This is a genomic window from Spiroplasma cantharicola, assembly GCF_001281045.1.
Lineage (GTDB): Bacteria > Bacillota_I > Bacilli_A > Mycoplasmatales > Mycoplasmataceae > Spiroplasma_A > Spiroplasma_A cantharicola.
The window spans coordinates 1,017,207-1,041,321 of record NZ_CP012622.1; the positions used below are offsets into that span (position 1 = coordinate 1,017,207).

Consider the following 24,115-nt stretch of genomic DNA (forward strand, 5'->3'; position numbering starts at 1 on the left):
ATTACCTCTGTAATTTATCTTCTGTAATTTTCTTTAATTCTTAATAATGTTTTTAAAGAATAACCTATTAATTGATCAAGTTGTCTTGTTTTAAATAACCCTTCACAATCAAATATAATTTTTTCAATTCCTTCAATTTTACCTACATATCTTTCCAAATATATAATAATTTCTTGAGAAATATAGTCTAAAAAAATTGTATCATTTAAATCTCTTGCTATAAATAAAGTTTCCTGATTATATAATTCAACTTCATTTGATACTAATGAACGATCTTCTAAAGTTGATATTTTCTTTAACTTATCTGTAGAGATTTTTTGTAATTTAGCATGTATTTCTTGAATTGGTAAAATAAATTTTTCTAATTCTTTAATTGATTTATATTGATTTATTTTAACATCCAATTGATTTAAAATTGATTGAACAAAAATAATTTGATTTTCTAATGAATCAATATTTGTACTTTTACTTTCAACTGTTTTTGCAGATTTTTCTAAAGCAGTCATATCTTTTAATGATTGGTCCATAAGCTCAAGCATTTGAGATTTAATCTCAGATAAATTAATTTCATTTCCACTATTAGTTCCTAAATCAATTTGTGAAAATAATAAATCAGCTTTTGTTTTTGTTTTTCTAAAAGAAGATTTTGCATTTTCAAATTCATTTCTTTCCTTTGAAATCTGCTTTGAAATTCCTTCAACTTTTGCAAAATCTCTTTCAATATATCTTGATGATTGCTCAATACGGTCAAATTTATTTCTTATTTCTGGAGTTCTAACTTCAAAGAATGACTTTAAATTATCTTCATTTTCAACAGCACTTTTGAATACTGCAATTTGATTAAAGACCTCTTTTAAAGTTCTATTTGCTTTTTTAAATTGCAATTTCTTTAATTCATTATTAATTTTAACTCTTAATTTATCTACTTGATTTTCAAGTTCTGCATATTTCAATGCATTTCTTGGTAATTTTCTTTCAACAGGTCCAAAAGTAATATGTTTATTTTTTAAACTTATCATTAATTCTGGAATCACAGTTGTTATTGTTGAAATCACATATGGAATTGAATCTAAAAGTTCAATTAAAAAAACTAAGGCTTGATCAATTTTTAATAAATAATCTCAACTTTCCTTATATTTACCTTCATCTAATTTTAAATAGAAATCTTCAAATAGCTCATCTATTTGTTCAATAGTGTTCTTTAATTTTTCTTCATCTATGGCAACTTCTTTAAATGTAGTCATTATAACTTCATCTTTTAGTATTCTAAATAATTCTTTTTGAAATGTTATTGAATCTCTTTGAATAAATTCAATTTCAAGATAATTCATAATATCAATAAAAATATCATGAACATTCTTGTTAATATTTGTTACTCTTGAATAAATTGCTTCAAATTTTTTAACATTTTTTAAGTTAGGTAATGTATTCTTTTTATCTTCTAATAATCCAACAAAATCCACAAATATTTTTTGCAGTTCTTTTTCAAATAAAATTTCATATTTTGTTCTTCAAATCATTAGTTCCTTTTCAAAACTACCTGTTTCGTCAAAAATAATTGATATTCTATTTAGCCTATATTTTAAAGGAGATTTTTTTAAGTCATCAATTAAATCAATTGTTTTAGCAGCAACTTGAAGAATTTTTTTATAAATGCTTAATAAAATAAGAATAATGACTGTTGCCACAAGACAAGCTAAAAAAATACATAAAGCAGATATGTATATTGGATTCTTAAATAATTGATCAATATCCCATAATGATTTCATATAATACTTCCTTAGAATTAATTTCATTATATCATATACATAAATCTTGTTGTTTTTTTTCAAATATCTTATTTTTTACTCCTAATTTAAGATATAATTATTTTTGGTTAATCTGCAATTAAACACTGCAAAATAATTAGTCTATAACTTATTAAAAGTAACCCCTGCAGATGAAGGGCGAACTATAGACTTCCTTTGCTGGAGTTTAACTTTAGTTAGGATTTTCCAAAATAATATAATAAAAATAGAAAATTAAGAGGATTTAAAGTATGTCAAGATATACAGGCTCTACATTTAAAAAAGCTAGAAGATATGGATTTTCTATCTTAGAAACAGGAAAAGAGTTCTCAAAAGGTAAAAAAAGAACTACTGCACCTGGACAACATGGAGCAAGAAGAACAAAACTATCAGGTTATGGTCAACAAATGCAAGAAAAGCAAAAAGTTAAATTTATGTATGGTTTAACTGAAAGACAATTTAGAAATACTTATGCAAGAGCTAAAAAAATTAAAGGAATTACAGGTACAATTTTCTTACAACAATTAGAATCAAGATTGGATAATGTAGTTTACAGAATGGGATTATCATTAACAAGACAAGGTGCAAGACAATTAGTGTCTCACGGACATATCTTAGTTAATGGGAAAAAATTAGATATCCCTTCTTATGCAGTTAAAATCGGAGATATTATTTCTGTTAAAGAAAAAATGCAAAAAAATGACAAAATTGTTGAAGCATTAGCATCAAATGTATCAACTGTTGAATTTGTAAAATTTGATAAAGCAAAATTAACTGGGTCATTATTAAGATTGCCAGAAAGAAAAGAATTAAACCAAGAAATTAATGAAGCATTAATTGTTGAATGATACAACCGTTTAATTAAATAATGAGTTAATTTGTAAAAGCATCTGAAATTAAATTAAGATGTTTTTTTTATATAAAGTTTAAGAAGTATTTACATTAAATCTAATTATTAAAAAAATTTCTACTAAATAGAAATTTTTTTATTGTCTAATTATTTCATTTTTGCTAAGATCTATTATTTTTGATGGTTTAGATTTTAACTCACCATCTCAGAAAATCTCACTTATTTTTATATTAAATAAATCTAACTCTTCTTTTTTTGTCAAAAAGTTATTTCCTGAATAATTGACACTTGTAGAAAAAATTAAACCAACTTTATTTATTATCTTTTTTAAATCTTTTCTTTTAACTTTTCTTAAAGCAATTGGTCCATTTTGTCCATCTATAATCTGAGTTAGGGGTTCTTTACTTTTACTATTGCTTTTGAATTCTTTACTAATTTTTGCAATCTTTTTTAGTTGCTTAAATTTTGAAAATAAAACAATCAATTTTTTTGAAGTACTTGATTTTTTTATTTCATTAATCTTTTGTTCATTTAATTCATCATATAGGGCACTAATACCATATATTGTATCTGTGGGTAGAATTACTATTTTATTCTCATTTAGAAGCTGTATAGCTAATTGAATATTTCTTTTACTTAACATTATTTTCTCTTTCTTTGATAATTATAAACAGAGTTTAAAACTATTGATTGAGGTGCTCATTTTGTAAGAGACTTTGCCATTTTATTGCTTCTACCTGTTATAATATAATTTTTTCTTTTAGTTTTTAAACCTGCCAGCAAACTTTTTTTTGCATATGTACTTGTTTTCATAACCTTAATAGTTGATTTATATTTAGCTTCTTTTTGATTGCTACTTCTATTTCAAAATTCAGTTTTTAAAGGCCCAGGACATAAAGTAATCACTCTTACTTTTGATTTAGTCTTTTTAAGTTCTGTATTAATTGCAACTCCTAAACTTCAGACATAAGCTTTTGAAGCATAATAACTTGAAAAAACTGGAGCTGGTGTAAATGCTGCCATAGACCCAATGTTAAATATTCTACCTCTATTTTTCTTTTGAAATTCTTGAACAAATAACTTGGTAAGTATATGTAAAGTCTTAATATTTAGATCTATCATATTTAGTTCTTGTTCTAAATCAGATTCTTCAAAAAATCCCCAAACTCCGTAACCTGCATTATTAATAACAATTTCAATATCAAAGTCTTTAGATTTTTCAAATAGTTTATAAGAGTTTTTAATATCGCTTAAATCTAAGTCTCATGATTCAACTTTTAAATCCAAATATTTGTCTTGTAATTCCTTAAGAGAACTTGTATCTCTTGCAACACCAATAATGTTATAACCTAATTTCAATAACTCTTCACAATAAGCATAACCAAGTCCTTTACTTGCTCCTGTAACTATTGCATATGCTTGTTTATTTTGATTTTTCTTCATCTTTTTTCTCCGTTGAACTATCAAATAAAACTTTTTTATTTGCTTTTATATAAATAAATGCAGAAATAATTGAAAGAATAGTTGTTAAATACATCGGTATTATTACAACTTGATTAACTCAACCATATTCTCCCATACCCTCTCAACATTGAATACCTAAGAAAAATAAAATTGATAAACCTAGCATTTCAGCAGTTGCTCTAATTCTTCCCATTTGATTTGCAGCCATTACCACTGCTGAATTTGCTAATACTTGTCTTACAACATCAATTATAAAGTCTCTACATATTAAAATTACACACATTCAAATTGGAATTATTTTAAAACATGCAAATATAATTAATATGGCATTTGTTAAAAGTTTATCTGCTATTGAGTCAAAAAACTTACCAAAATTTGTAACCATATTGTACTTTCTTGCAACATAACCATCTAACATATCAGTTAAGCTAGCAATGATGAACAGTATTCCTGCTATCAAATATGTTAATGTTAAATTATAATTTCCAATGCTAATAACAGTTAATTTTAATGCTGGCACCCCACTATATATAGGTTCTACAGGGGTTAAAAGTAATAAGATAACTATTAAAGGAATTAAAAGTATCCTTATTAATGTAATTTTATTTGCTAAATTCATAAAGAAGCCTCTTTTCATTCTATCTTATTATAATATAACACTAACAACTAACCTATGAATATTTAAATATTTAGATATTCATATATGATAGAATATAAAAAATGAGGAATTTTATGGGAAATTTCATAGATGAAAAATTGTATATAGCTTTGGACGAAAGTGGAAAATTGAATAAAAATGACATTGCTAATTTTTTTATTGTTGGTGGTTTTTTGTATTCTGATAAAGACCTTGTAAAGACTAAAATACGTTTGATTGAAAATGAAATTAAAAATAAATATAACATTCCTAAGAACTTTGAATTAAAAGGTAATAAATCTGATGAACTTGCTATGGTAGATTTTATTAATAGAATTTTTGATGAAATTGGAGATTGCATTTACCCCATTTTTTCTGTTGTTTCTAGAAAAGAGCTAAGTGAGCACTTTACTGTTAATGAAATGTTGGCATATGATTTCTTTGTTAATAACTTAATACATTTTAATTCTAAATTGTTTTCTTTTGAAGAAAAATGTAAAAGAATTTTTCTCTTAATGGATGAAAGAAACTTAAAGAAAACTGAATATAACCAATTGGAAAATTTGTTGAAAACTAATTATATTGAAAAACCCTATACTATAAATACTTATTATTTATCTAGTAAATTAACTGATGTTATTAGACTAGCTGATATTTTGGATCATGTAGTCTATACTTTTTACAATAATCCAAACTCTGAAAAGAATGAATTATTTCAAACAAAAATAAAAAAGGAATATCTAGAAAGAATTAAAAATGGAACAATTTATTATCCCTTTAAAAAGTCTTACTTTAAAAAAATTAATGAAATGAACAAAAAATAAAAAAACTGATATATTTACATATCAGTTTTTTTATTTATAAATTTAAATTTTTAATCCTGCTTGAGCTATTACATTAGAAAATATCTCAACATTAACTATTAAACCCATATGTTCTGCATTTGCTGATGATAATTTAACAATATCATGAACTCAGCCATATTCATCAATAAGAGCATTATAATCAATAAAATAATCTAGCCTTTTAATTTCATCTTGTTTAATCAAAACTTCTTTTGCCAAAACTACAATCTCATTAATATTTTCACAAGGTATTATTTTTTTAAAACAATTTAAAAGTTCTTCGACTTTTAAATTATCTAAAAATCTTGATGGGAGATTTTCGTACTTATTTAAAACTCTTTGACAATTTGATGTCAGTTTTCTTATAACAAATTTTTCATTTAGATCAATCAATTTTACATCAGATTGAGAATGTTTTAAAAAATTTAGATCAGTAAAAGATTCTTTAACTTTCTTAAAAGCTTCAAAAGCAGATGACAGTAAAATCTCTGTACTTGCATAAAGCTTATGATCAACATTTGATCTTGTTAGCAATTCTTGATTCTCTTGTCTTAATATATTTACTTCCTGAATAATCGAATCAATCATATCTAAATTATCGGTAGTTATTTTTTCTATTAAATCTTCTGAACCTAATTTTATGTTTTTGTTATTTATTTTTAAGTCTTTAAAACACTCTTCATTAAAATAAATTAAAATTTCCCCTAAAGTTTTTTTCAAGATTAAATTAAAATTCATAATTGAATACTCCTATAAAATTTCTATAATAATATATTTTTTCTTACCTTTTTTAACAATAATAAAATTATCTACTGTTGTCATTTTTTCATTAACAATAGTTTTTTCATCAAATTTATTGCTATTGTTAATTCAAATTGCTCCTTCATTAAGAAGTTCTCTAGCTTCTCTTTTTGAACTGGCTATTTTTGACTCCACTAAAAAATCAACCATTTCCTGATTTTTTTTAACTTGCACTTTCTCCATAGAATTAATTATTGATAATAATTCTTCTTTTTTTAAATCAGATATATTACCACTAAATAAAGCTTGAGTTATTTTTTCAGCCTTTTTTAAACCCTCTGGTCCATGAACAAAAGTTGTAATTTCTTGAGCCAATTTTTTTTGCATTAATCTTTTAAAAGGCTCTTTAGCATGTTCAATTTTAACTTTTTCAATTTCTTTTAATGAAACAGTAGTTAAAAATTTAAATAATTTTTCACAGTCTTCATCATCTTGATTAATAAAAAACTGATAAAATTCATATTCACTTGTCTTATTTTTGTCTAACCAAATTGCTCCTGATTCAGTTTTTCCAAATTTCACACCGTCTTTTTTTGTTAAAAGATTCATTGTTATTCCACAAGCTTTTGAATTTTCTCTACCAATTTTACTTGCTATATAATCAATACCACTTGTGATATTACCTCACTGATCTGATCCTCCAATTTGCATTCAGCAATTATGATCTTGATATAACTTGTAGAAATCATATCCTTGAAGCATTGTATAAGAAAATTCTGTAATACTTAATCCCTTTTCAATTCTAGATGAAATATTTTCTTTTGCTAATAAATAAGCTAAATTAAAATCTTTACCAATTTCTCTTAAGAAATCTATTAAAGACATTTTCCCCAATCAATCATTATTATTAACAACTTTAATATCAGGTATTAAAAAATTTAATTGTTTTTTAAGATCTTTAACATTTTCTTCAACTTGTTTTAAAGTTAATAAATTTCTTTCTTCACTTTTAAAACTAGGGTCACCTATCATTCCAGTTCCACCACCAAGTATTGCTATTGGACTAAAACCAAATTCCTTAAACCTTTTTAAGTTAATGATTTGAATTAAGTGACCAACATGAAGTGAATTGGCTGTTGGATCAAATCCACAATATAATCCAGCTCCTTCTTTTTGAGCTTTAATTATTTTTTCTTCATTTGTGTATTGCTTGAGTAACTCTCTTGCTTCTAGTTCTTTTAAAATACTTTGCATTTTACTTCTCCTTTTTAATTTTTGGTTTTGCTTTAACTTTTTTTGAATCGCCATTTTCATAAACATCATCGCTCATGCTTATTGATACATCTTTTACTTTTGAATAAACGTCATCTGCTTTATCAATAATGTCAACAGTTATTAAAGCTAAGTCCTTAGCAATAATTTTTACATTATCAGATTTAGAGATTTCTTGACCAATTTTAACTGTTGCTTGACCAATTTTTTGTAAAGCTTTAAATGCTAATTCCTTTGTTTTGGCTGCATCTAATTCATCACTTGCTTGTCTAATATTTGAAAGTTTCATTTCAACATTAGCAACTATTTCATCACTTTCATTTCCTTGAGATTTTTCTCAAGTTTCTTCAATAGTAGTAATTAATCTTTTTATTTGTGGTCTATATTTTTTTAAATAATCAACAAAGTCAGCTCTAATCTCAACACCTTTTTTTGGAGCTAACATCATTCCAATAAAGACTCATGAGGCAAATCTTATTAACTTAAACATATTTTAAAACCCCCTCATTCTAGTCTTTTGAATTAGCAAATTCTCTTAATTTATCCACTAGTTTATAAACAACATCTTTATTTTTAGTTGCTACTTTAACTCATGATTTAACATTTCTTTTAGCAAAAGCATCAAAAATATCTGCATAATTTGTAACTCTTGCAACAGTATCAACTGTTGCATTTAACATTTCTGATTTATAAGTTAAGTCCTCAAAAAAATAATCAACTTTTTTAGCAGCTATTCCTACTTTTCTTAAAGTGATTATTGTATATAAAGTTAAAATTATTGCTAATGCTAATAGAATAATTATCATAACTGTTTGTGTTTTTTCAACTGCTGTTGCATAAATTAATGTTAAATTCATATATAAAATCTCCTAATAATTATTAAAATTATATAACACTAATGTGCCTTTTCAAAAACAAATTGACATATAAAAATACTTGATAATAAAAATCTATTCATCATCAAGTATTCCCAATCTTTCCATTCAATTTTCACTTTTTCTTATTGAATTTGCTTTAACTTCTTTTTTTATTTGATTTGTTCAAGTAGCTCTATTTTTATTTCTTAATTCAATAAGTCTTCTTGCTCTTTCGGTTTCAGCATTATAGGCTTTACTGTAAATATGTTTTCTTCTATCTCTAAGAGATACATTTTGTTCTCTCAATGCAATGGTATCTATATTATCATGGACTTTATCAAAGGCTTTTAAATATTCTTCTTGTAACTCTACTGTTTTTTCTAATTGTTCTGTATCTTCTTTAAAAATTAAACTGCCAATTTTTCTATTAGTTTTTAAAATTAATCTTGATAATTTTTGTTCTTCTTTTAAAAGTCTTTTTTCAAAAATTTTGCTTGATTTATCAAATTCTCTATACTCTGATTGAATATTTGTAATTGTTTCTTCTATTTCTTTTTGCTGTTCAGGACTAAAAGGAAGGTTCTTTTTCTTTCTTGGTTTTATAATATCTACTTTTTCTAATTGAGAATTTTTAGTCTTTCTTTTTGGAACATAAAAATCATTAGCAGTTGATTGTGAGCTCATTAATATATTACTATTTTTAATTTCTTCAAGTCTTTTTTTTGTCTCATTTGTTTCATAAGTTTTCTTATTTAAAATGAAATCATCATTTTTCTTGTCCATTTAATTTCACCCTATTTCTTTTTACTCTGAGTTCTTCTTGGTTTAATAAGTTCTAATTCAGGTTTTCTATTTTCTTTAGTACTATCTCTAAGTAATTTATCAAATTCTTTAAGCTTTTCATCAAGATATTGGTCCTTTTTACTTTGATCTTTAAATTTTTTTGAATCAATCTCTTGTATAGTTAAATCAATCTCTTCTTCTATATTTCTAAATTTTACTTTTTTAATCTCTAATAATTTATTTTTTAATTCTTGCTCTCTAGTAATTTCTTGAATATGAGAATAAGAATGCAATTTTCGTGGTACTTTAAAAATTCCTTTTACAGTTCGATTATCTTTTTCCACATTTAAATTTTCAATAATTTCATTAGTTTTAAAATTTGAAGATTGTCTTTTTTGTTCTTCTCGTTTACTTTGAACTTCTTGGGATAATCTTCTTACTCTTTCTAATTCACTTTCTACTGGTTTACTTGTATGTTTAGAATAGAACTCCTTTGCTCTATCAGCATAACTAACTGTATTTTTTTTAATTTTTTCAACATCAGTGTATAATTCTTCATCAACACCACCTGTTTTTCTTAAATTTTCTATTTTTAGTAATTTAGCAATTACTGGGTCGTTTTCAAGTACTTGAGTTTGAATGTCTTGCGAGTTTTTTCTAGCACGGTCAATAATTGAACCTAAAACTCCCTCTCTTTTTTGAGGTGTCACTTTTTGAGCGCCAACAATTTTTCTTAGTTCTTCTAACTTATTTCTTACAGAAATATCTACATCACCAGAAACTTCAGTATTATCTAAATTCGAAGATGAAGAGAAATTTTTAGATATTTTGCTAGCGGCAGGATCATCTGAGAATAATGGTTCCATATTCAGCAAAGGGTCATCATTATATGTTCAATGATTTGGAGTTCTTTCCTCTTGCTTTTGATTAGAGTTTTCAATTACTTTGATTTTATCTTTATTTTTAGTTTTTTTATTTTTAAACAAATTCATTAGAAAACCACCTTCTATACAACATTACATATATTTTATACTTTTTATCTTGTTTGAAAAAGTATTTTCTCTACCAAATTTAGATTGCTTTTTTCCATCAATTAATACAATATCACCTGTAAAACCTATTTTATTTTTGGTAATTGCATCTCCTACACCATAAATATCTACAGGAACACTATTTTCTTCAAAATATCTAATCTTATATTCATCAAAACCAGATGAAACAATAATCTTTACATTTTGATGGCCATTCAAATCCAATTTTTCTCTTAACATTTTTACTAAGGTAGGATTTACACCATGTAGTTCATTATCTTTTTCTTTCAATTTTAATAAGGATTTATCAACTAAATTTGGAGAAGTATCCAATCTTACAGCAAAAATTTCATTTTTAAAGTGATTACATACCATTAGAGAGTCATTTATACAATCATTATTATAATCAACAAGTGCAACTAAGTTATTATTAGGAAAAACCTCTTTATAAGCCTTAGTAGCTGCAATTAAGTCACCATTAAATGAAGCAATTAATGCATGAGGCATTGTTCCATTCAATTCCACTTCTTCTTGCAAATATTCAAAAGAAGCATATGTAACTAAATTTTTAATACCACCAACTGTTGATGCATAACCATCAACTTGCTGATTTGTATAATAATCCATTCTATCATTCATATTTAATACTTTTTTGCCATTTGCAGCAATTGAAATTTTTCGAGCATTTGTTGCAACTGTTGAAGCTCTTGAAAGAATACCATCAAAAAGACCTTCAAAATGGGCAAAATCATTGTAATTTCCTGTTATTTTTAAAACCGGTTCTAGTGGTTCTACTATATCACCCTCATCAACTGCTTCAACTTTAAGATTTTTAATTTTTGATAATCTTAAGATTTCTTTTATGATTTCAATACCACAAACTACTGTATTTTCTTTTCTTTGAAATCATTGCATTGTTACTAATTGATTAGGCTTAAATTTACTAAGAATTTCTCTAGTTTTTTTAAAATAATCAGCTGAATAGTAATCTTCAAATATTCTCAAATCAATATTGAATTTATTTTTCATTTAAAACACCCCAAATTGATTTACCAATATATGTATCATCAACTTCTCATTCCATAATTCCATCTTTATTATATTTTTCATCATTAATTTCTAATTCTTTTGCAGAACATAACATTCCAAACGAGTCTAATCCTTTAAGTTTGCCAGCTTTAATTTGACTGCCATCGGGCATTCAAGAATCAATTGTAGCCAAAGTTGTATAGATATCTTTTCTTGCATTTTTTGCTCCACAAATAATTTGAATTTCTTCTTTACCAGTATTAACTTTACATTTTGATAAATGAGTTTCAGGAATTTTTTCACATTCTGTTATTTTTGCAATAATAAACTGTTTTTCAAATTTAATATCTCCAAAATATTGCTTTAAAATAGGCCTAATTTTTTGTTGTAATCTTTTATCTTCCAAATAAAAGTTTTGCTTTGAATTGAAATTAAGAATGTTAAATCCAGCAATTTCTTGATTATGAAATAAAACTGCTAAATTTGAGTCTGTTTTTGTTTCAGTAACTTTTTTATTACTTAAAATAACTGCTATTGTATTAAAGTTTCTAATATATTTTATAAATAATTTCATATCAATTACCTGGCTTTTCTATTGGAATAATATCAAAACAATTATATAATATATTAAGTCTTTTATATAGAGGAGGAATTATGAAAATTGCAATTTTAATTGACTCTTCTTGTGGGATAAAGAATACAAAAGATTATAAAGACTTGTATTTGATTCCATTAATGATCACAAAAGAAGATGGACAGCAAATAGCTGATGATGAAAATTTAAGTACTGATGAGTTTTATAAATTAAATGACTCACAACTTTTAAAAACTTCACAATCTATTCCAGGTGATGTTATGACAAAATGAGATGAATTATTAAAAGATTATGACCAAGTAGTTTGTTTATTACTTTCAAAAGGCCTTTCAGGACAGTTTAATACATTCAGAATGTTTTCTCAAGAAGATAAATATAAAGATAAAATACATGTAATTGACAATAACGGTGTAAGCATTGTTATTAAACGTCAATTAGAATTAGTTCAAAAACTAATTCAACAAGGAAAAAATGGACAAGAAATTAGAGATATCATTGAAACACATTACAATGATATCCACGGTTATATTATTCCTAAATCTCTTGTTCAATTAGTTCGTGGTGGAAGAATAAGCAAAGCTGCCGCAGGACTTGCTAAAATATTAAAAATCACTCCAATATTAAAATATAATGGAGAAATCGATAAACAAGGAAAAACCAGAACTTTTAAAAAGGCTGTAGAAGAAGCATTAAAATTATTAAAAGCTATGTATCCTGAAAATAAAAAAATTGATATTTCACATTCAAGAACTGATGAAGAAACTATCAATCTTGTTAAAAAATTAGTAACAGATGCTGGTTATGAGATTGGATTGTTAGATGATCTAGCAAATACAATTATTTGTCATACTGGTAGAGAAACGTTTGCTTTTATGCCGTTTCAAATATGAGGAGAAGAACTATGAAAATAGCTGTAATTACTGACTCATCGTGTGGAATTAATGATATAAGCAGTATTAAAGACCTGTATTTAGTTCCTTTAATGATTACTAAAGAAGATGGAGAACAAATAGCTGATGATGAATTATTTAAAGCAAATGACTTTTATAATTTAAATGATTCACAACTTTTAAAAACTTCACAATCAATTCCAGGTATTATGATGGAAAAATGAGATGAATTATTAAAAGATTATGACCAAGTTGTTTGTTTATTACTTTCAAAAGGTCTTTCAGGACAATTTAATACTTGCAAAATGTTATCAAATGAAGATAACTACAAGGGAAAAGTATTTGTAGTTGATACAAATGGTGTAAGTATAATCTTAAAAAAACAAGTTCATTGAGTTTTACAATTAATTAAAGAAGGAAAAAATGGACAAGAGATATCTGATATAATTGAAAAAGCAAATAAAGACTTTAGAGTATTTATTATTCCTAAATCATTAACTCAATTAGTTCGTGGTGGAAGAATAAGCAAAGCTGCCGCAGGGCTTGCTAAGTTTTTAAAAATTACTCCAATATTAAAATATAATGGAGAAATCGATAAACATGGAAAAACTAGAACTTTTAAAAAAGCAATTGAAGAATCATTAACAGGACTAAAACACTTTAGTAATAAAGACACAATTGATATTTCATATTCAAGAGTTGATGAAGAAACTCTAAATATGGTAAAAGAAACAGTAATAAAATTTGGATTTAAAATTGGATTTTTAGATGAAATGCCTAATACTATTACTTGTCATACAGGTAGAGAGACATTTGCATTAGGAATTTGACTATAAAAAAATAAGGAGAATATATATGAAAATAGGAATATTAGTAGATAGTTCTACTGGTTTCATTCCAGAAGAACATAATTCAAAACTTATAAGGGTAATACCATTGCATTTAATTGTTAATAATAAAGACGACTATTTGGATACACCAAAAGTTATTAAAGATAACGACTTGATGAAAATTCTTGCAGGAAATAATCGTACTACAACAAGTCAAGCCTCACCTGGTGAGCTAATGGAAAAATATGATGAAATGTTAAAAGAATTTGATCATATAATTCATATGACAATTCCTTCAAATTTATCAGGTATGCATCAAACAGCTGTAATGTTAGCAAATGATGACAATTATAAAGGAAAAGTTACAATTATTAAGCATTTCCTAGCAGCTAATTGTGTACAGTTATTAGCATTAAAGTTTGAAGAAATGATAATGGATGGTATTAATGATATTTCGAAATTTCAAGAAGAAACAGATAAATGAACTAAGGACACTTGAATTGCAATTATACCAAGTGATCTAAAAAAATTTGCCGAAGGTGGTCGTGCTAATTCACTTTTAATAGCAATTCTTAAATTTATGAAGACGAAAGTTTCAATTCAATGATTAGAAAAACCAAAAAAAATTGGTATGGGAAGAACATATAAAGCAGTTTTAGATAAAATGACTACAGCTTTAAAAAAAGAAATGAAAAATGAATATGAGCTACTTCTTGTATCATTAGAAGAAATAAATCATAAAATAATTGAACAAATCAGAAATTATCTATCAGAAAATAAATTGGAATTTAAAGAAGATAAAGTACCTACTGTTTTTCCTTGACATGCAGGTATTGATACAATAGCACTTATAGCAATTAAAAAAACATTACTACCTAAAAAAATAAAATAACTTTATGTACTTAATTAGAAATACATAAAGTTATTTTTTTTTTTTTTTTGGCAAGGGTAGCAGGACTTGAACCCACGACACTCGGATTTGGAGTCCGATGTTCTACCAACTGAACTATACCCCTATTTATAAAAAAATACCCAAAATATTATTTGGGTAAAATTTAGTTTTATATTTGGCAGGGGTAGCAGGACTTGAACCCACGACACTCGGATTTGAAGTCCGATGTTCTACCAACTGAACTATACCCCTATTTAAAAATACATTTTAATTATATCATTAAAAAATATTTTGTTTAAATTCAACATTATTTTATTTACAATTTTTACAAATTCCATGCAGCTCTAATTTAAAATGTTCTAAGCTCATATCTTTATTAGTTAATATCTCAGAAAATCTCAAAAATAATTCACTTGCCAATGAAGGACTTTCTAAATCTTCTAAACTCCCACAATTATCACAAAAAATATGCATAAGTTGTGGTGAAATAGCTTCATAAATTATTTGCTTACCATTAATAGTGTTTGCAAATAATAAATGCAATTCCAAGAATAAGTCTATATTATTATAAATTGACATTACATTAACAGAGCCTAGATCTTTTTCAACCATAGAAATAACCTCATTAATTGTAAAGTGCTTTTTTGAAATTATAATATTTAACATAGATAATCTTACATCTGTAAGCTTAATTTTTTTACTTTTAAAAAGTTTTAAATATTCATTTAATTTATTTTCCATATATTATTTTTTTAATTTCTCAATTATTTCTAATAGGTCACTTACTTTTTTAATATTTAATAAGTCTTCATCTGAAACAGTAATATTTAATTTATCTTCTAAAGTAACAATCATATCCATTAAATCAAGTGAATCTAGACCCATTGATTTGAATTCTGTGTTATTTGTAATTGTACCTTTTGCACCCTTATTTGAAAGTGCCTTTTTAATTTCTTCAAAATAATTCATTTAAATCACCTCTAATAATTATAACTTAAATAAGTTTAAAATTTCAACTATATCTATGATTTACTCCTTGATAATTAACATAAATTTCTTTTGGGAGAGCTAAATTATCTACTCCAAACTTAATTTCAATATTATTATTTTTTGGTCCGAGTTTATTAAACTCAATTATAAAATAATATTTAAATTCATTTAAAATAAAGTATTTTTCCTTTGAAAAATTAATTATAAAAATTTTCTGTTCTAAATTAAAGTTAATTTTTAAATCTTTTTTTACAAAATCACTTTTTTCAACTACTGGTGGTTTATTAACTTCTTCAACTCCATTATTTTCTTCAATAACTGTATTAATTGATTTTATATAATAAAAAATTATAAATCCAAAAGTTGAAATTATTGATAGTAAAAGTATCAATAGGAATAAATACTTATATAATTTTTTGATTTTCATTTATATAATTAATAATACTTTCTTTTTCTTTTCAACCTATTGAATTAATTTCATCTATTTTATAATTTACTAAATAATTTAGTTTATTATTAATTTCTCTATCATAATTTATCTCATATATTCCTTTATTTAAGTTATCACAAATATAGTCTATGGATATTTCTCGTGAATTTAAATCTATGACTCTATTATAAATAATGGGGTTATTATATAAGGGATTTCATAAAATACCCCTTTCTCCATTTTCTGTTTCTTCAACTAAGCTTTTTGGAAAACTATATGAAGTAAAATTATCATTAGTTATTTCATAGTAATTTTCTTGATATGTAACTCTATCTTTAATTTTTTTTATATTATAATAATTTGAAAAATTAGTTACACTTTTTAATTTTGGAGTTGACTCTAATCTATTAGTTCTATTAGCACCTTGTAAAAACATTTCAATAAATAACTTCATTTTTTTTCCTAAAATTGATAATTCCAAATCATTTCATAATGAATAATCACTTTGTATTCTAATTTTAGGATCAATTGTATTTAATGAGTTTTGTTCAATTTTAATTTTCAAGTCATTTTTTATTAAGTCAAAATAGTTTTTTTTATATTTATTATTAAAATCAAAATTCAAATAGCCATAAGCTAAATTTGCAATTGTAACTGTAGAGTTATTAGTCTGATATATATTTTCAGTTAAATTTCTACGATCAATTTCAATAGTTCCATAATTGGTATGAGGTTTTAAATCATAACCTTCTACATTGTAACTAGCACTATAAGAAATAACTAACTGCTGTTGGCCATCCACTAAATTAGCAGGTATATTTAATTGCATAAAGTCAAAATCATTTAAAGTATAAGTTCTAAGTCTTTTACCTATTATCGTATAACTAGGGATGATAAGTAAATCTTCTTTGCCAACTTTTATATTTTCTACTCCTGTTGGTGTCTTTATATAAAATTGAATAGCTCCTGATTTAAAATTTATTTTTGTTTGGTACATTATAGGATTTTTAAAAAAATAGCTTCTAAAATAATCATAACCATTTTTGTTTGATAAACTTGGACGTACAAATAATCTATAATATTCTTTCTTGTTAACAATATATTTTTCATTAAAAAATACAGCATCTAAATTTAAAGTGTTGTTTTTAACTTCACTAACTTTTATAAATTCCTTATCTTGATGTTCATTTGTAAATTTAATTTCGTCTTTAATATTTATATCTAAAATAAAATCACCTCAATTAGGTTATCGCTCATTATTGATAAAAAAAGTCTCTTTTAATTAAAAAGAGACTTTAAATTCTTTAATGGGGCGTATAAAGGGAATTGAACCCTCGAGTGCCGGAACCACAATCCGGAGCGTTAACCACTTCGCCATATACGCCATAAAATATTGCACCTATTTATTATACTAAAAAGAGCAAAAAAAATACAACAATTTTGTTGTATTTTAAGAAACTGTTAATATTTCTGGTTTTTCAAGTATTGATTTAACTTTTGCTAAGAAATTTCCGCTTTCTGCAGCATCAATTATTCTTTGATCAACTGTTAAACTCATATGCATGATTGCTTTTATAGCTAATTTTTCATTATCAACTACTACAGGCTTTTTAACAACCTTTCCTACTCCAATTACAGCTGCATTTGGATAGAAAATTGTTGGAGTTGCTTGAATCGCACCAACAGTTCCATAATTAGAAATTGTAATTGTGCTTCCCTCTGCTTCATAATTTAAAAGTTCTCCTGCACGAAGTCTTGATGTCATTTCTTTAATATCAATTGCAACTTCTTTTATCGATAATCTATCAACAAATTTTAATACAGGAATAATTAAACCTTCACTTGTTTCTGTGGCAAGTCCAATATTGTGATATTTTTTAATAATTACCTCATTTGTTTCTGGGTCGTAACTTGAATTTAATCTTGGATATTCTTCAAGAGCAATTGAAATTGCTTTTGCTATAAATGAAATAGTTGTAAATTTTATATGATTTTGAGTTTGTTTTAACATATGCTTTAATTTTAAAATTGAACTCATATCAATTTCTGTTGAAATTGTTAATGGTGGAATAAAGTTTTGACTTAAAATCATTGATTTAACAGCTGAATTTCTATTTTGATTTATTTTTTCTCTTTCAATAACTTTGTTTTGATCATTAGATTCAAATTGCAAATAGCCAACTGAGTTATCTGGTTTATCCTTTTCAAAATTTATTTCTCTAATATTTTCTTTTTGTCTTTCCAACTTTTTAAAATCAATTTCTTCTTGTATAAGTTGCTCCTCTTCAAGTCTTTCTCTTTCATATTTTTCTCTAAATTCTCTTTCAACTTTTGCAATAATTTCTTGTTCTAAAATTAATCTTTCTTGTTCCTTACGTCTTTCTGCTTCCAATTTTTGTTTCTCTGCTTCTTCTTTAATTTGCTTTTCCTTTAAATCATTTGCAAAAAGACTAATTTCTTCCTTGATAATTGACTTTAAATCACTTGCACTTATATCTCTATTTGTAATTTTATTTTGATTCATATTTTGCATCATATTTTGCATTAACATATACTGCATCATCTGACCGAATGTATCTGGACCAGCATTAAAATTTGATTGTTGATTTAATTTTGAAGTTGCTGCATGTAACTGATTTTGCTCTTTTAAAGTTCTATGTAATTCTCTAATTTCAGATTTTAAAAAATCCAATGTTTCATCAGCAATTTTTTTATCATATACTTTCACAAGTTCATCATCCTTTTTACTTATTTCTGTTTTTATTTCTCTTTGAACAACTTTGGGAGTTTTTTCAGGAATATCATCTTTTTCAAAATCAACTGTACTTGAATTTTCAAGAACAAGAGAATTATCAAATTCATCGTCGTTTGCATTAAACTCCTCAGTTTCCATTGTTCTTAAATTTTCATTTTCTGAAAGTTTTAAGTGAATTTTTTTATATATTCCTTGCTCTTTCTCTTGATCTACATCTTGGTTTTTCTTCTCATTCAAAGCCTGATTATTTTCCTGACCTTTAATTTGCAACTCTTGAGTTCTTTCAATATATCGCTTTTCTGCTTTATACGCTGAATACAAATTTGTAGTTTTTAATCACTTTTCAAATTCAATTCTACCTTTTGGTGTCTCATTATATAATACATATGTTGTAGCTCCAGTTTCAGGGTCTTGATGTAAAACTTCTCTTAAAAATTCTGCTGGTATTCCAATTTCTTTTATTTTTTTACTAAAACTTAAATTGCCCTCAAGTAAACCTTGTTCAACAGCTTCTCTTCTTTTTCTAATAGAAGTAGAACTATCATCATTTTTAATAACACTTCATCTTTTTCTTGTATCATGAAGTTTAGATAATTTTGCTTCTGCATAATTTCAATTAGGTTTATAATTACTTTCCATTTTATTAAATTGATTTGAATTATCTTTACTCATTTTTGCCCCACTGAAATCAATTTCATTATTAGAATCTACTAATGCTGATTTTTCTTCTTTAAAATATGATTGATTTAATACATTATCTTGTTTATTAAGTGTCTGAGAATTATCTCTATTTTGATTTGTAATTTGAGAAGTTTGTTGTAATTGACTATTATTGTCATTCGAATGTTTATCTGGTCTGTCATTATTTTTAACTCTCTGATGGTCTAAAACAGCATTATTTTTGATAGCTATAATGTCTGATTCTAAAACTCTTGGATCTCCCCCTGCACTATTTAATTTTTCAATTCTTGCTTGAATAATATTTCTCATAATTAGTGGGCGACCTTTTTCATCAGTTTTTGACATTGCATTAATTTCAGCTGATGTATCTTTAAATTCTTTAAAGTTTTCCTCTTCAAGTAATTTTTCTTTTCTAGCTTGTACAAGTTGTCTAAATTTACTCATTCCACTAACATTATCTGTTGACAATAAGTTTTTACCATCTTCTCTAACTACTTCTTCTGGGGTAATTTTTAATAATTCTTCTTTTGAAAAATCTCCATTATAATTATTTTGAGGAGCATTTTTAATTGATTCTTTAATATTTGCTCTCATTTGAGCAAATTTATCCATTGATTGATTGTTTGATTCGCTCATATTGTTTTTTTCCTCTTGACTCTCTTGTGTTTTAATTGAAGTACTTTTAAATTCTTCTTTGATATTATTATTATTATTATTTGCTACTGTTGATTTAGTATTTTGATTAGATGATTCTTTTGTTATTTGCTGAGATATTAAATTTTTGTTAATATTACTTTCTTGCAAGTTTTGTTGCTTAGTTGTAGTTTCTTTATCAATGATCTTAGAAACTTCAATTCTTTTAAAACTTTCTCCCTTATATTTTTTAATTTCTTCTTCTCCAATTACAATATTTGCCAAAATACTACCATTTTTAATAGGACTACCTATTTTAATTGTTTTTGCAATAAGACCATTATAATTAGACTTTATCTTAACTTCTTTACCATCTTCTAGTTCAACCAGAGCAAAATCTTCACCAAAAACAATTTCTTCTCCAGAAAATAATCATTTTTTTAAAATAGCTTTAGATTGTAAATTTCTAGCTCTTAGATGTACCATAATATGACTGCCCCTTTAGTATTTTTATATACCACCTATTATTATATAAAAAATAAAGGCAAATTCCTACCTTTATTAGTTAACATATTTAGTTTTAAATATTAATACTCCATTTTTTACAAGTTTTTTATAACGTTCTGCTTCTCTTAAATTATCTTTAACATAGGCTCTGTCTTTATAATTAATTGACAAAATTCATCTTTTAATTTGAATTTTATTGTTTTTTTCAGCTAATTTACTATTTTTAATAGAGGCAATTTTTAACTTACGTTCGAGAAGTTTATTTTTAATATAATCTCTTTTTTTAGCTTTTCTTTCATTTTTCTCTAATACTTTAATTCCTTTTAAAAAGACTTTATATTCAGTTTTTTTGTGAATTAAATTCATTTTAGCTTGATTTTTAATAGTTACTTTTTTTAATTTCTGTTTTTGGATACGATATGCATGTTCTTCTCTAGTGATCAATTTTCCTTCAATATCATGTCATCTATAAAATTTACCATTATTTCATCTTAAATAAATAAATTGTAAACCCACCACTATTAAAGTTATACATAAACAAGCAAATAAAAAAGTAGATATAACCAATCATTGTGGGCCAAAGCTTTCTCTAGCAATAAACTTTTGCCCATCAACTGTATATGATAATTCATATTGGTGGATATTTAAAAATCAATATGGATATCACATTTGCTCAGTAAAGTGTCTTGTTTTATCAATAACACCATTTTCAGGACTTCAAATGTTATTTCAAAAATAATCATAACCAGAAAATGCTGAGCTAATATTGCCACTTGGTGGACTATATATTCTTGAATAAAATTCAGGCGAATAAAAATTATATCTTAATTCTCCTCTTATCATTGTAAAAATCAAATATCCTGTTGGATATAAACAATTCATTGGTAAAGAGAATTTTGAATATTTTCTAGGAGAATAATACTGATCTCCACAAGAAAAAATAAAGTAACCAATCATAATACTTGGAATAAAGATATGTAGAACACTAGTAGAAACTCAACTGGATGGATAATATGCACCCATTTCATCAACAGATGCAAGAAGTCCAAATCAAAAAACAATCATAGTTAAACTTATATATACTGTCATTGCTAATTCTACTGAGAATGGCGGTTTTGTGTTATATATTTTTTTCATAAAAATTGCCATTGCTAAATAGAAAACTACAGCATAATTTGATTGAGTTGTAAAAAATGAATAATATATATTTAATCTTTCTAAAGTAGGAATCCCTTCAAGATTCTTTTTAGGTGAATATATTTGTAAAACAAAATCGAACGCTAAAAAAGCAACTAAAACCATTAGTATCATTACTTTTAAAGAAAATTCAAAATCTTTATTAAATTTCATAATATATCACCTTATTTCTCATTGTAAAAATTATATCTAAATACAATAAAAAAACCAAACTGATATACTACTATTTGTATAAGATATTATTTATAAAAATTTTAGAGTTTGATTACAAATCATTAACTCTTCGTTAGTTCTAACTTTTAAAATTGGCATTTTTGATTTAGCAGATGAAATTACTAAATAATCAGAATATTTTTCATCATTTAAGTTTGAATCAATATTTAAATCAAGTAAACCACATTTTTGAGTTACTTTTTCTCTAATAACTCCAGCATTTTCTCCAACTCCAGCAGTAAATATAATTCCATCAATTTTATCATTTATTTGGTTAGCAAATTTAACTATGAAATCAGCAACTATTTGAGTATATAATTCAACAGCTAATGATGCTTTTTTGTTTCCTTTTTCAGCAGCTGCAATAACATCTCTCATATCACTGCTTACTTCACTAACACCTTGTAAACCAGATTGCTTATTTAAAATATCTGTTATTTCATAAATATCTTTTCCAGTTTCTTTTGAAATATATTGAATAATTGAAGGGTCAATATCTCCACTTCTTGTTCCCATCATTAATCCTGCTAAAGGAGTTAATCCCATAGTTGTATTATATGATTTACCATTTTTAATAGCACAAATACTTCCACCATTTCCTAAATGACAAACAATTAAATTTAATTTATCTTGTTTTTTATTAAAAATTTCTTGAGCTTTATACACAATATATTCATAACTAATTCCATGAAAACCATATTTTCTAACTTTATAATCTGTATATCATTTATATGGGGTTGTATACATATAATTGATTTCTGGCATTGTTTGATGATATGATGTATCAAAACATCCTACAAGTTTAGCATTAGGTAAACTTGCTTGAAAAGCATTTATTGAAGTTAATGCTCCTGGATTGTGTAAAGGTGCTAACCTAATATTGTCTTCAATAGTTTTTTTAATATCATTTGTTAATTCAACTGTTTTAACAATTTTATCACCACCGTGAACTACTCTAAAACCAATTCCTTTAATATCTTCTGGTTTACCAATAACTTTTAATTCAGTAAACTTACTTAAAATTAATTTAACTGCTTCTAAATGATCCTTCATTTCACTTTCAAACACGTGTTTTTCACCATTAATTTCAATTGTTAATTTGCCATCTACTGAAATTCTTTCTGCTAAACCATCTAAAGTTGAAATTGGGTTTTTTATATCTTTTATATTAAATAATTTGAATTTAATTGAACTACTTCCCGCATTTACTACTAAAATCATTATTTATCTCCTCCATTAAACATTGATGTATATATTGTTACAATTGATGTTTGCTTAATATCTTCTAAAGTTGCTCCTCTTGAAAGGTCATTTACAGGTTTATTTAAACCTAATATAAATGGGCCAGCTGCTTGAAAATTACCAAACCTTTGAGCAATTTTATATCCAATGTTTCCAGAGTTTAAATCTGGAAACACATAAACATCTGGGTGTTCTTTTGTAATTTTTGTTGTTGGGTATTTCTTAACTCTTACACTTTTATCAAAGGCAGAATCAAATTGCATTTCTCCATCAAAAATTATTCCTTTTGTTGATTTTGCTTTTAATAAATTAACTGCTTCTTTTACCTTATCTACACTTGGCCCCATTCCTGAACCACTTGTTGAATAACTTAACATTGCAACTTGCACATCTTTTTCATTTAATTGTTGAGCAAAATCAGCTGACATTGAAGCAATATCTGCTAATTGGTTTGCATTTGGGTCAACATTTAACGCGCAATCTGTAAATAAATATATTTCCTTTTCTTTTGACATTAGAAAAACAGATGAAGCTATTGAATACTTCTTGCTTGTTTTAATAATTTGTAAAGCTGGTCTTAATGTATCAGCTGTTGTATATTCTAAACCACAAATCATTGCATCAGCTAAATCTAATTTCATCATCATCACTCCAAAATAAGTTCTTTGATTCATTAGTTTCTTTGCCGTAGGTTCATCAGCCTTATCTTTTCTTACTTCTAAAAAGACTTTAATCATTTCTTGTTTATCATACTCATCAATAATAACAACTTGTATTTTTTCATGTAATTTATTTGGTACTTCACTCTTTGTATTAAAAAGTAATACTGGAATTGCTAAATCATTTTCTACTAAAAATGTTGCATTTTGTTGTATTTTTTCTTGAGTTCCTTCTGGAAAAACAATTGTTTGTTTCTTTTTAATTGCTTTAATTTTATTTTCTATTTCTTTAATTGATCACATAA

Annotated in this window: 25 protein-coding genes and 3 tRNA genes; 5 read left to right on the top strand and 23 right to left on the bottom strand. The window is 25.4% G+C overall.

What is annotated here, in order from left to right:
• Positions 1–14 precede the first annotated feature (14 nt).
• Positions 15–1,769, bottom strand: coding sequence for a septation ring formation regulator EzrA (locus SCANT_RS04435; RefSeq protein WP_053946517.1), 1,755 nt, complete (start codon positions 1,767–1,769; stop codon positions 15–17).
• Positions 1,770–2,038: 269 nt separating this feature from the next.
• Between SCANT_RS04435 and rpsD the strand changes: the two genes are divergently transcribed.
• A complete protein-coding gene (rpsD, locus tag SCANT_RS04440) occupies positions 2,039–2,656 on the top strand; it encodes a 30S ribosomal protein S4 (protein ID WP_053946518.1) in 618 nt (205 codons plus the stop codon).
• Positions 2,657–2,773: 117 nt separating this feature from the next.
• Here the strand turns inward: rpsD and SCANT_RS04445 are convergent, their stop codons facing one another.
• From SCANT_RS04445 to pgsA, 3 genes are read right to left on the bottom strand one after another with little or no spacing between them, the layout of a single operon-like run.
• A complete protein-coding gene (locus SCANT_RS04445; RefSeq protein WP_053946519.1) occupies positions 2,774–3,280 on the bottom strand; it encodes a Sua5/YciO/YrdC/YwlC family protein in 507 nt (168 codons plus the stop codon).
• Complete coding sequence (locus tag SCANT_RS04450; protein WP_053946520.1) at positions 3,280–4,080, bottom strand: SDR family NAD(P)-dependent oxidoreductase; 801 nt, start codon at positions 4,078–4,080, stop codon at positions 3,280–3,282. The genes SCANT_RS04445 and SCANT_RS04450 overlap by 1 nt, the downstream gene beginning before the upstream one ends.
• Positions 4,061–4,720, bottom strand: coding sequence for a CDP-diacylglycerol--glycerol-3-phosphate 3-phosphatidyltransferase (pgsA, locus tag SCANT_RS04455; protein WP_053946521.1), 660 nt, complete (start codon positions 4,718–4,720; stop codon positions 4,061–4,063). The genes SCANT_RS04450 and pgsA overlap by 20 nt, the downstream gene beginning before the upstream one ends.
• 113 nt (positions 4,721–4,833) lie before the next feature.
• On the opposite strand from pgsA, the gene SCANT_RS04460 reads away from it, so the two are divergent.
• Complete coding sequence (locus SCANT_RS04460) at positions 4,834–5,562, top strand: DUF3800 domain-containing protein (RefSeq protein ID WP_053946522.1); 729 nt, start codon at positions 4,834–4,836, stop codon at positions 5,560–5,562.
• 42 nt (positions 5,563–5,604) lie between these two features.
• Here SCANT_RS04460 and SCANT_RS04465 read toward each other — a convergent pair whose 3' ends face one another.
• The 8 genes from SCANT_RS04465 to ytpR form a co-directional block, all read right to left on the bottom strand.
• Complete coding sequence (locus SCANT_RS04465; RefSeq protein ID WP_053946523.1) at positions 5,605–6,321, bottom strand: hypothetical protein; 717 nt, start codon at positions 6,319–6,321, stop codon at positions 5,605–5,607.
• 12 nt (positions 6,322–6,333) lie between these two features.
• On the bottom strand, positions 6,334–7,578 hold the full coding sequence (tyrS, locus tag SCANT_RS04470) for a tyrosine--tRNA ligase (RefSeq protein ID WP_053946524.1): 1,245 nt from the start codon (positions 7,576–7,578) through the stop codon (positions 6,334–6,336).
• A 1-nt stretch (position 7,579) separates the two neighbouring features.
• Positions 7,580–8,086 carry a YtxH domain-containing protein gene (locus SCANT_RS04475; protein ID WP_053946525.1) on the bottom strand — a complete coding sequence of 169 codons (507 nt, stop codon included), beginning with the start codon at positions 8,084–8,086 and terminating at the stop codon, positions 7,580–7,582.
• A gap of 19 nt (positions 8,087–8,105) precedes the next feature.
• Positions 8,106–8,453, bottom strand: coding sequence for a hypothetical protein (locus SCANT_RS04480; protein WP_053946526.1), 348 nt, complete (start codon positions 8,451–8,453; stop codon positions 8,106–8,108).
• A 93-nt stretch (positions 8,454–8,546) separates the two neighbouring features.
• A complete protein-coding gene (locus tag SCANT_RS04485) occupies positions 8,547–9,236 on the bottom strand; it encodes a hypothetical protein (RefSeq protein WP_053946527.1) in 690 nt (229 codons plus the stop codon).
• A gap of 11 nt (positions 9,237–9,247) precedes the next feature.
• The gene (locus SCANT_RS04490; protein ID WP_053946528.1) at positions 9,248–10,228 is read right to left on the bottom strand and encodes a hypothetical protein; all 981 of its coding nucleotides are present in this window, start codon (positions 10,226–10,228) and stop codon (positions 9,248–9,250) included.
• A 24-nt stretch (positions 10,229–10,252) separates the two neighbouring features.
• Entirely contained in the window at positions 10,253–11,296 is a 1,044-nt protein-coding gene (locus tag SCANT_RS04495; RefSeq protein ID WP_053946529.1) for a nicotinate phosphoribosyltransferase, read from the bottom strand.
• On the bottom strand, positions 11,286–11,870 hold the full coding sequence (gene ytpR / locus SCANT_RS04500) for a YtpR family tRNA-binding protein (RefSeq protein ID WP_053946530.1): 585 nt from the start codon (positions 11,868–11,870) through the stop codon (positions 11,286–11,288). The genes SCANT_RS04495 and ytpR overlap by 11 nt, the downstream gene beginning before the upstream one ends.
• An 80-nt stretch (positions 11,871–11,950) precedes the next feature.
• On the opposite strand from ytpR, the gene SCANT_RS04505 reads away from it, so the two are divergent.
• Genes SCANT_RS04505 through SCANT_RS04515 form a run of 3 tightly spaced genes read left to right on the top strand, consistent with a single transcriptional unit; the run spans position 11,951 to position 14,503 of the window.
• Positions 11,951–12,802 (top strand): DegV family protein, encoded by an 852-nt coding sequence (locus SCANT_RS04505; RefSeq protein ID WP_053946531.1) that lies wholly within the window; start codon positions 11,951–11,953, stop codon positions 12,800–12,802.
• On the top strand, positions 12,793–13,617 hold the full coding sequence (locus tag SCANT_RS04510; protein WP_053946532.1) for a DegV family protein: 825 nt from the start codon (positions 12,793–12,795) through the stop codon (positions 13,615–13,617). The genes SCANT_RS04505 and SCANT_RS04510 overlap by 10 nt, the downstream gene beginning before the upstream one ends.
• Before the next feature lie 19 nt (positions 13,618–13,636).
• Positions 13,637–14,503 (top strand): DegV family protein, encoded by an 867-nt coding sequence (locus SCANT_RS04515; RefSeq protein WP_053946533.1) that lies wholly within the window; start codon positions 13,637–13,639, stop codon positions 14,501–14,503.
• Positions 14,504–14,551: 48 nt separating this feature from the next.
• On the opposite strand, the gene SCANT_RS04520 is transcribed toward SCANT_RS04515, so the two are convergent.
• From SCANT_RS04520 to pta, 11 genes are all read right to left on the bottom strand, one after another.
• Positions 14,552–14,627, bottom strand: a tRNA-Trp gene (locus SCANT_RS04520).
• Positions 14,628–14,679: 52 nt separating this feature from the next.
• A tRNA-Trp gene (locus SCANT_RS04525) sits at positions 14,680–14,755 on the bottom strand.
• A 60-nt stretch (positions 14,756–14,815) separates the two neighbouring features.
• Complete coding sequence (locus SCANT_RS04530) at positions 14,816–15,244, bottom strand: Fur family transcriptional regulator (protein ID WP_053946534.1); 429 nt, start codon at positions 15,242–15,244, stop codon at positions 14,816–14,818.
• A 3-nt stretch (positions 15,245–15,247) separates the two neighbouring features.
• Positions 15,248–15,472, bottom strand: coding sequence for an acyl carrier protein (locus SCANT_RS04535; protein ID WP_053946535.1), 225 nt, complete (start codon positions 15,470–15,472; stop codon positions 15,248–15,250).
• 25 nt (positions 15,473–15,497) lie between these two features.
• Positions 15,498–15,920 (bottom strand): hypothetical protein, encoded by a 423-nt coding sequence (locus SCANT_RS04540; RefSeq protein WP_053946536.1) that lies wholly within the window; start codon positions 15,918–15,920, stop codon positions 15,498–15,500.
• Entirely contained in the window at positions 15,898–16,920 is a 1,023-nt protein-coding gene (locus tag SCANT_RS04545) for a hypothetical protein (RefSeq protein ID WP_053946537.1), read from the bottom strand. Before SCANT_RS04545 ends, SCANT_RS04540 begins: the two co-directional genes overlap by 23 nt.
• Before the next feature lie 311 nt (positions 16,921–17,231).
• Positions 17,232–17,307 (bottom strand) — tRNA-His (locus tag SCANT_RS04550).
• A gap of 66 nt (positions 17,308–17,373) precedes the next feature.
• The gene (locus tag SCANT_RS04555; protein WP_053946538.1) at positions 17,374–20,478 is read right to left on the bottom strand and encodes a 2-oxo acid dehydrogenase subunit E2; all 3,105 of its coding nucleotides are present in this window, start codon (positions 20,476–20,478) and stop codon (positions 17,374–17,376) included.
• 75 nt (positions 20,479–20,553) lie between these two features.
• Positions 20,554–21,849: a Pr6Pr family membrane protein gene (locus tag SCANT_RS04560; protein WP_053946539.1), complete on the bottom strand. Its 1,296-nt coding sequence runs from the start codon at positions 21,847–21,849 to the stop codon at positions 20,554–20,556.
• Between the two features lie 90 nt (positions 21,850–21,939).
• On the bottom strand, positions 21,940–23,130 hold the full coding sequence (locus tag SCANT_RS04565; RefSeq protein ID WP_053946540.1) for an acetate kinase: 1,191 nt from the start codon (positions 23,128–23,130) through the stop codon (positions 21,940–21,942).
• On the bottom strand, positions 23,130–24,113 hold the full coding sequence (gene pta, locus SCANT_RS04570) for a phosphate acetyltransferase (RefSeq protein ID WP_053946541.1): 984 nt from the start codon (positions 24,111–24,113) through the stop codon (positions 23,130–23,132). Before pta ends, SCANT_RS04565 begins: the two co-directional genes overlap by 1 nt.
• Positions 24,114–24,115: the final 2 nt, after the last annotated feature.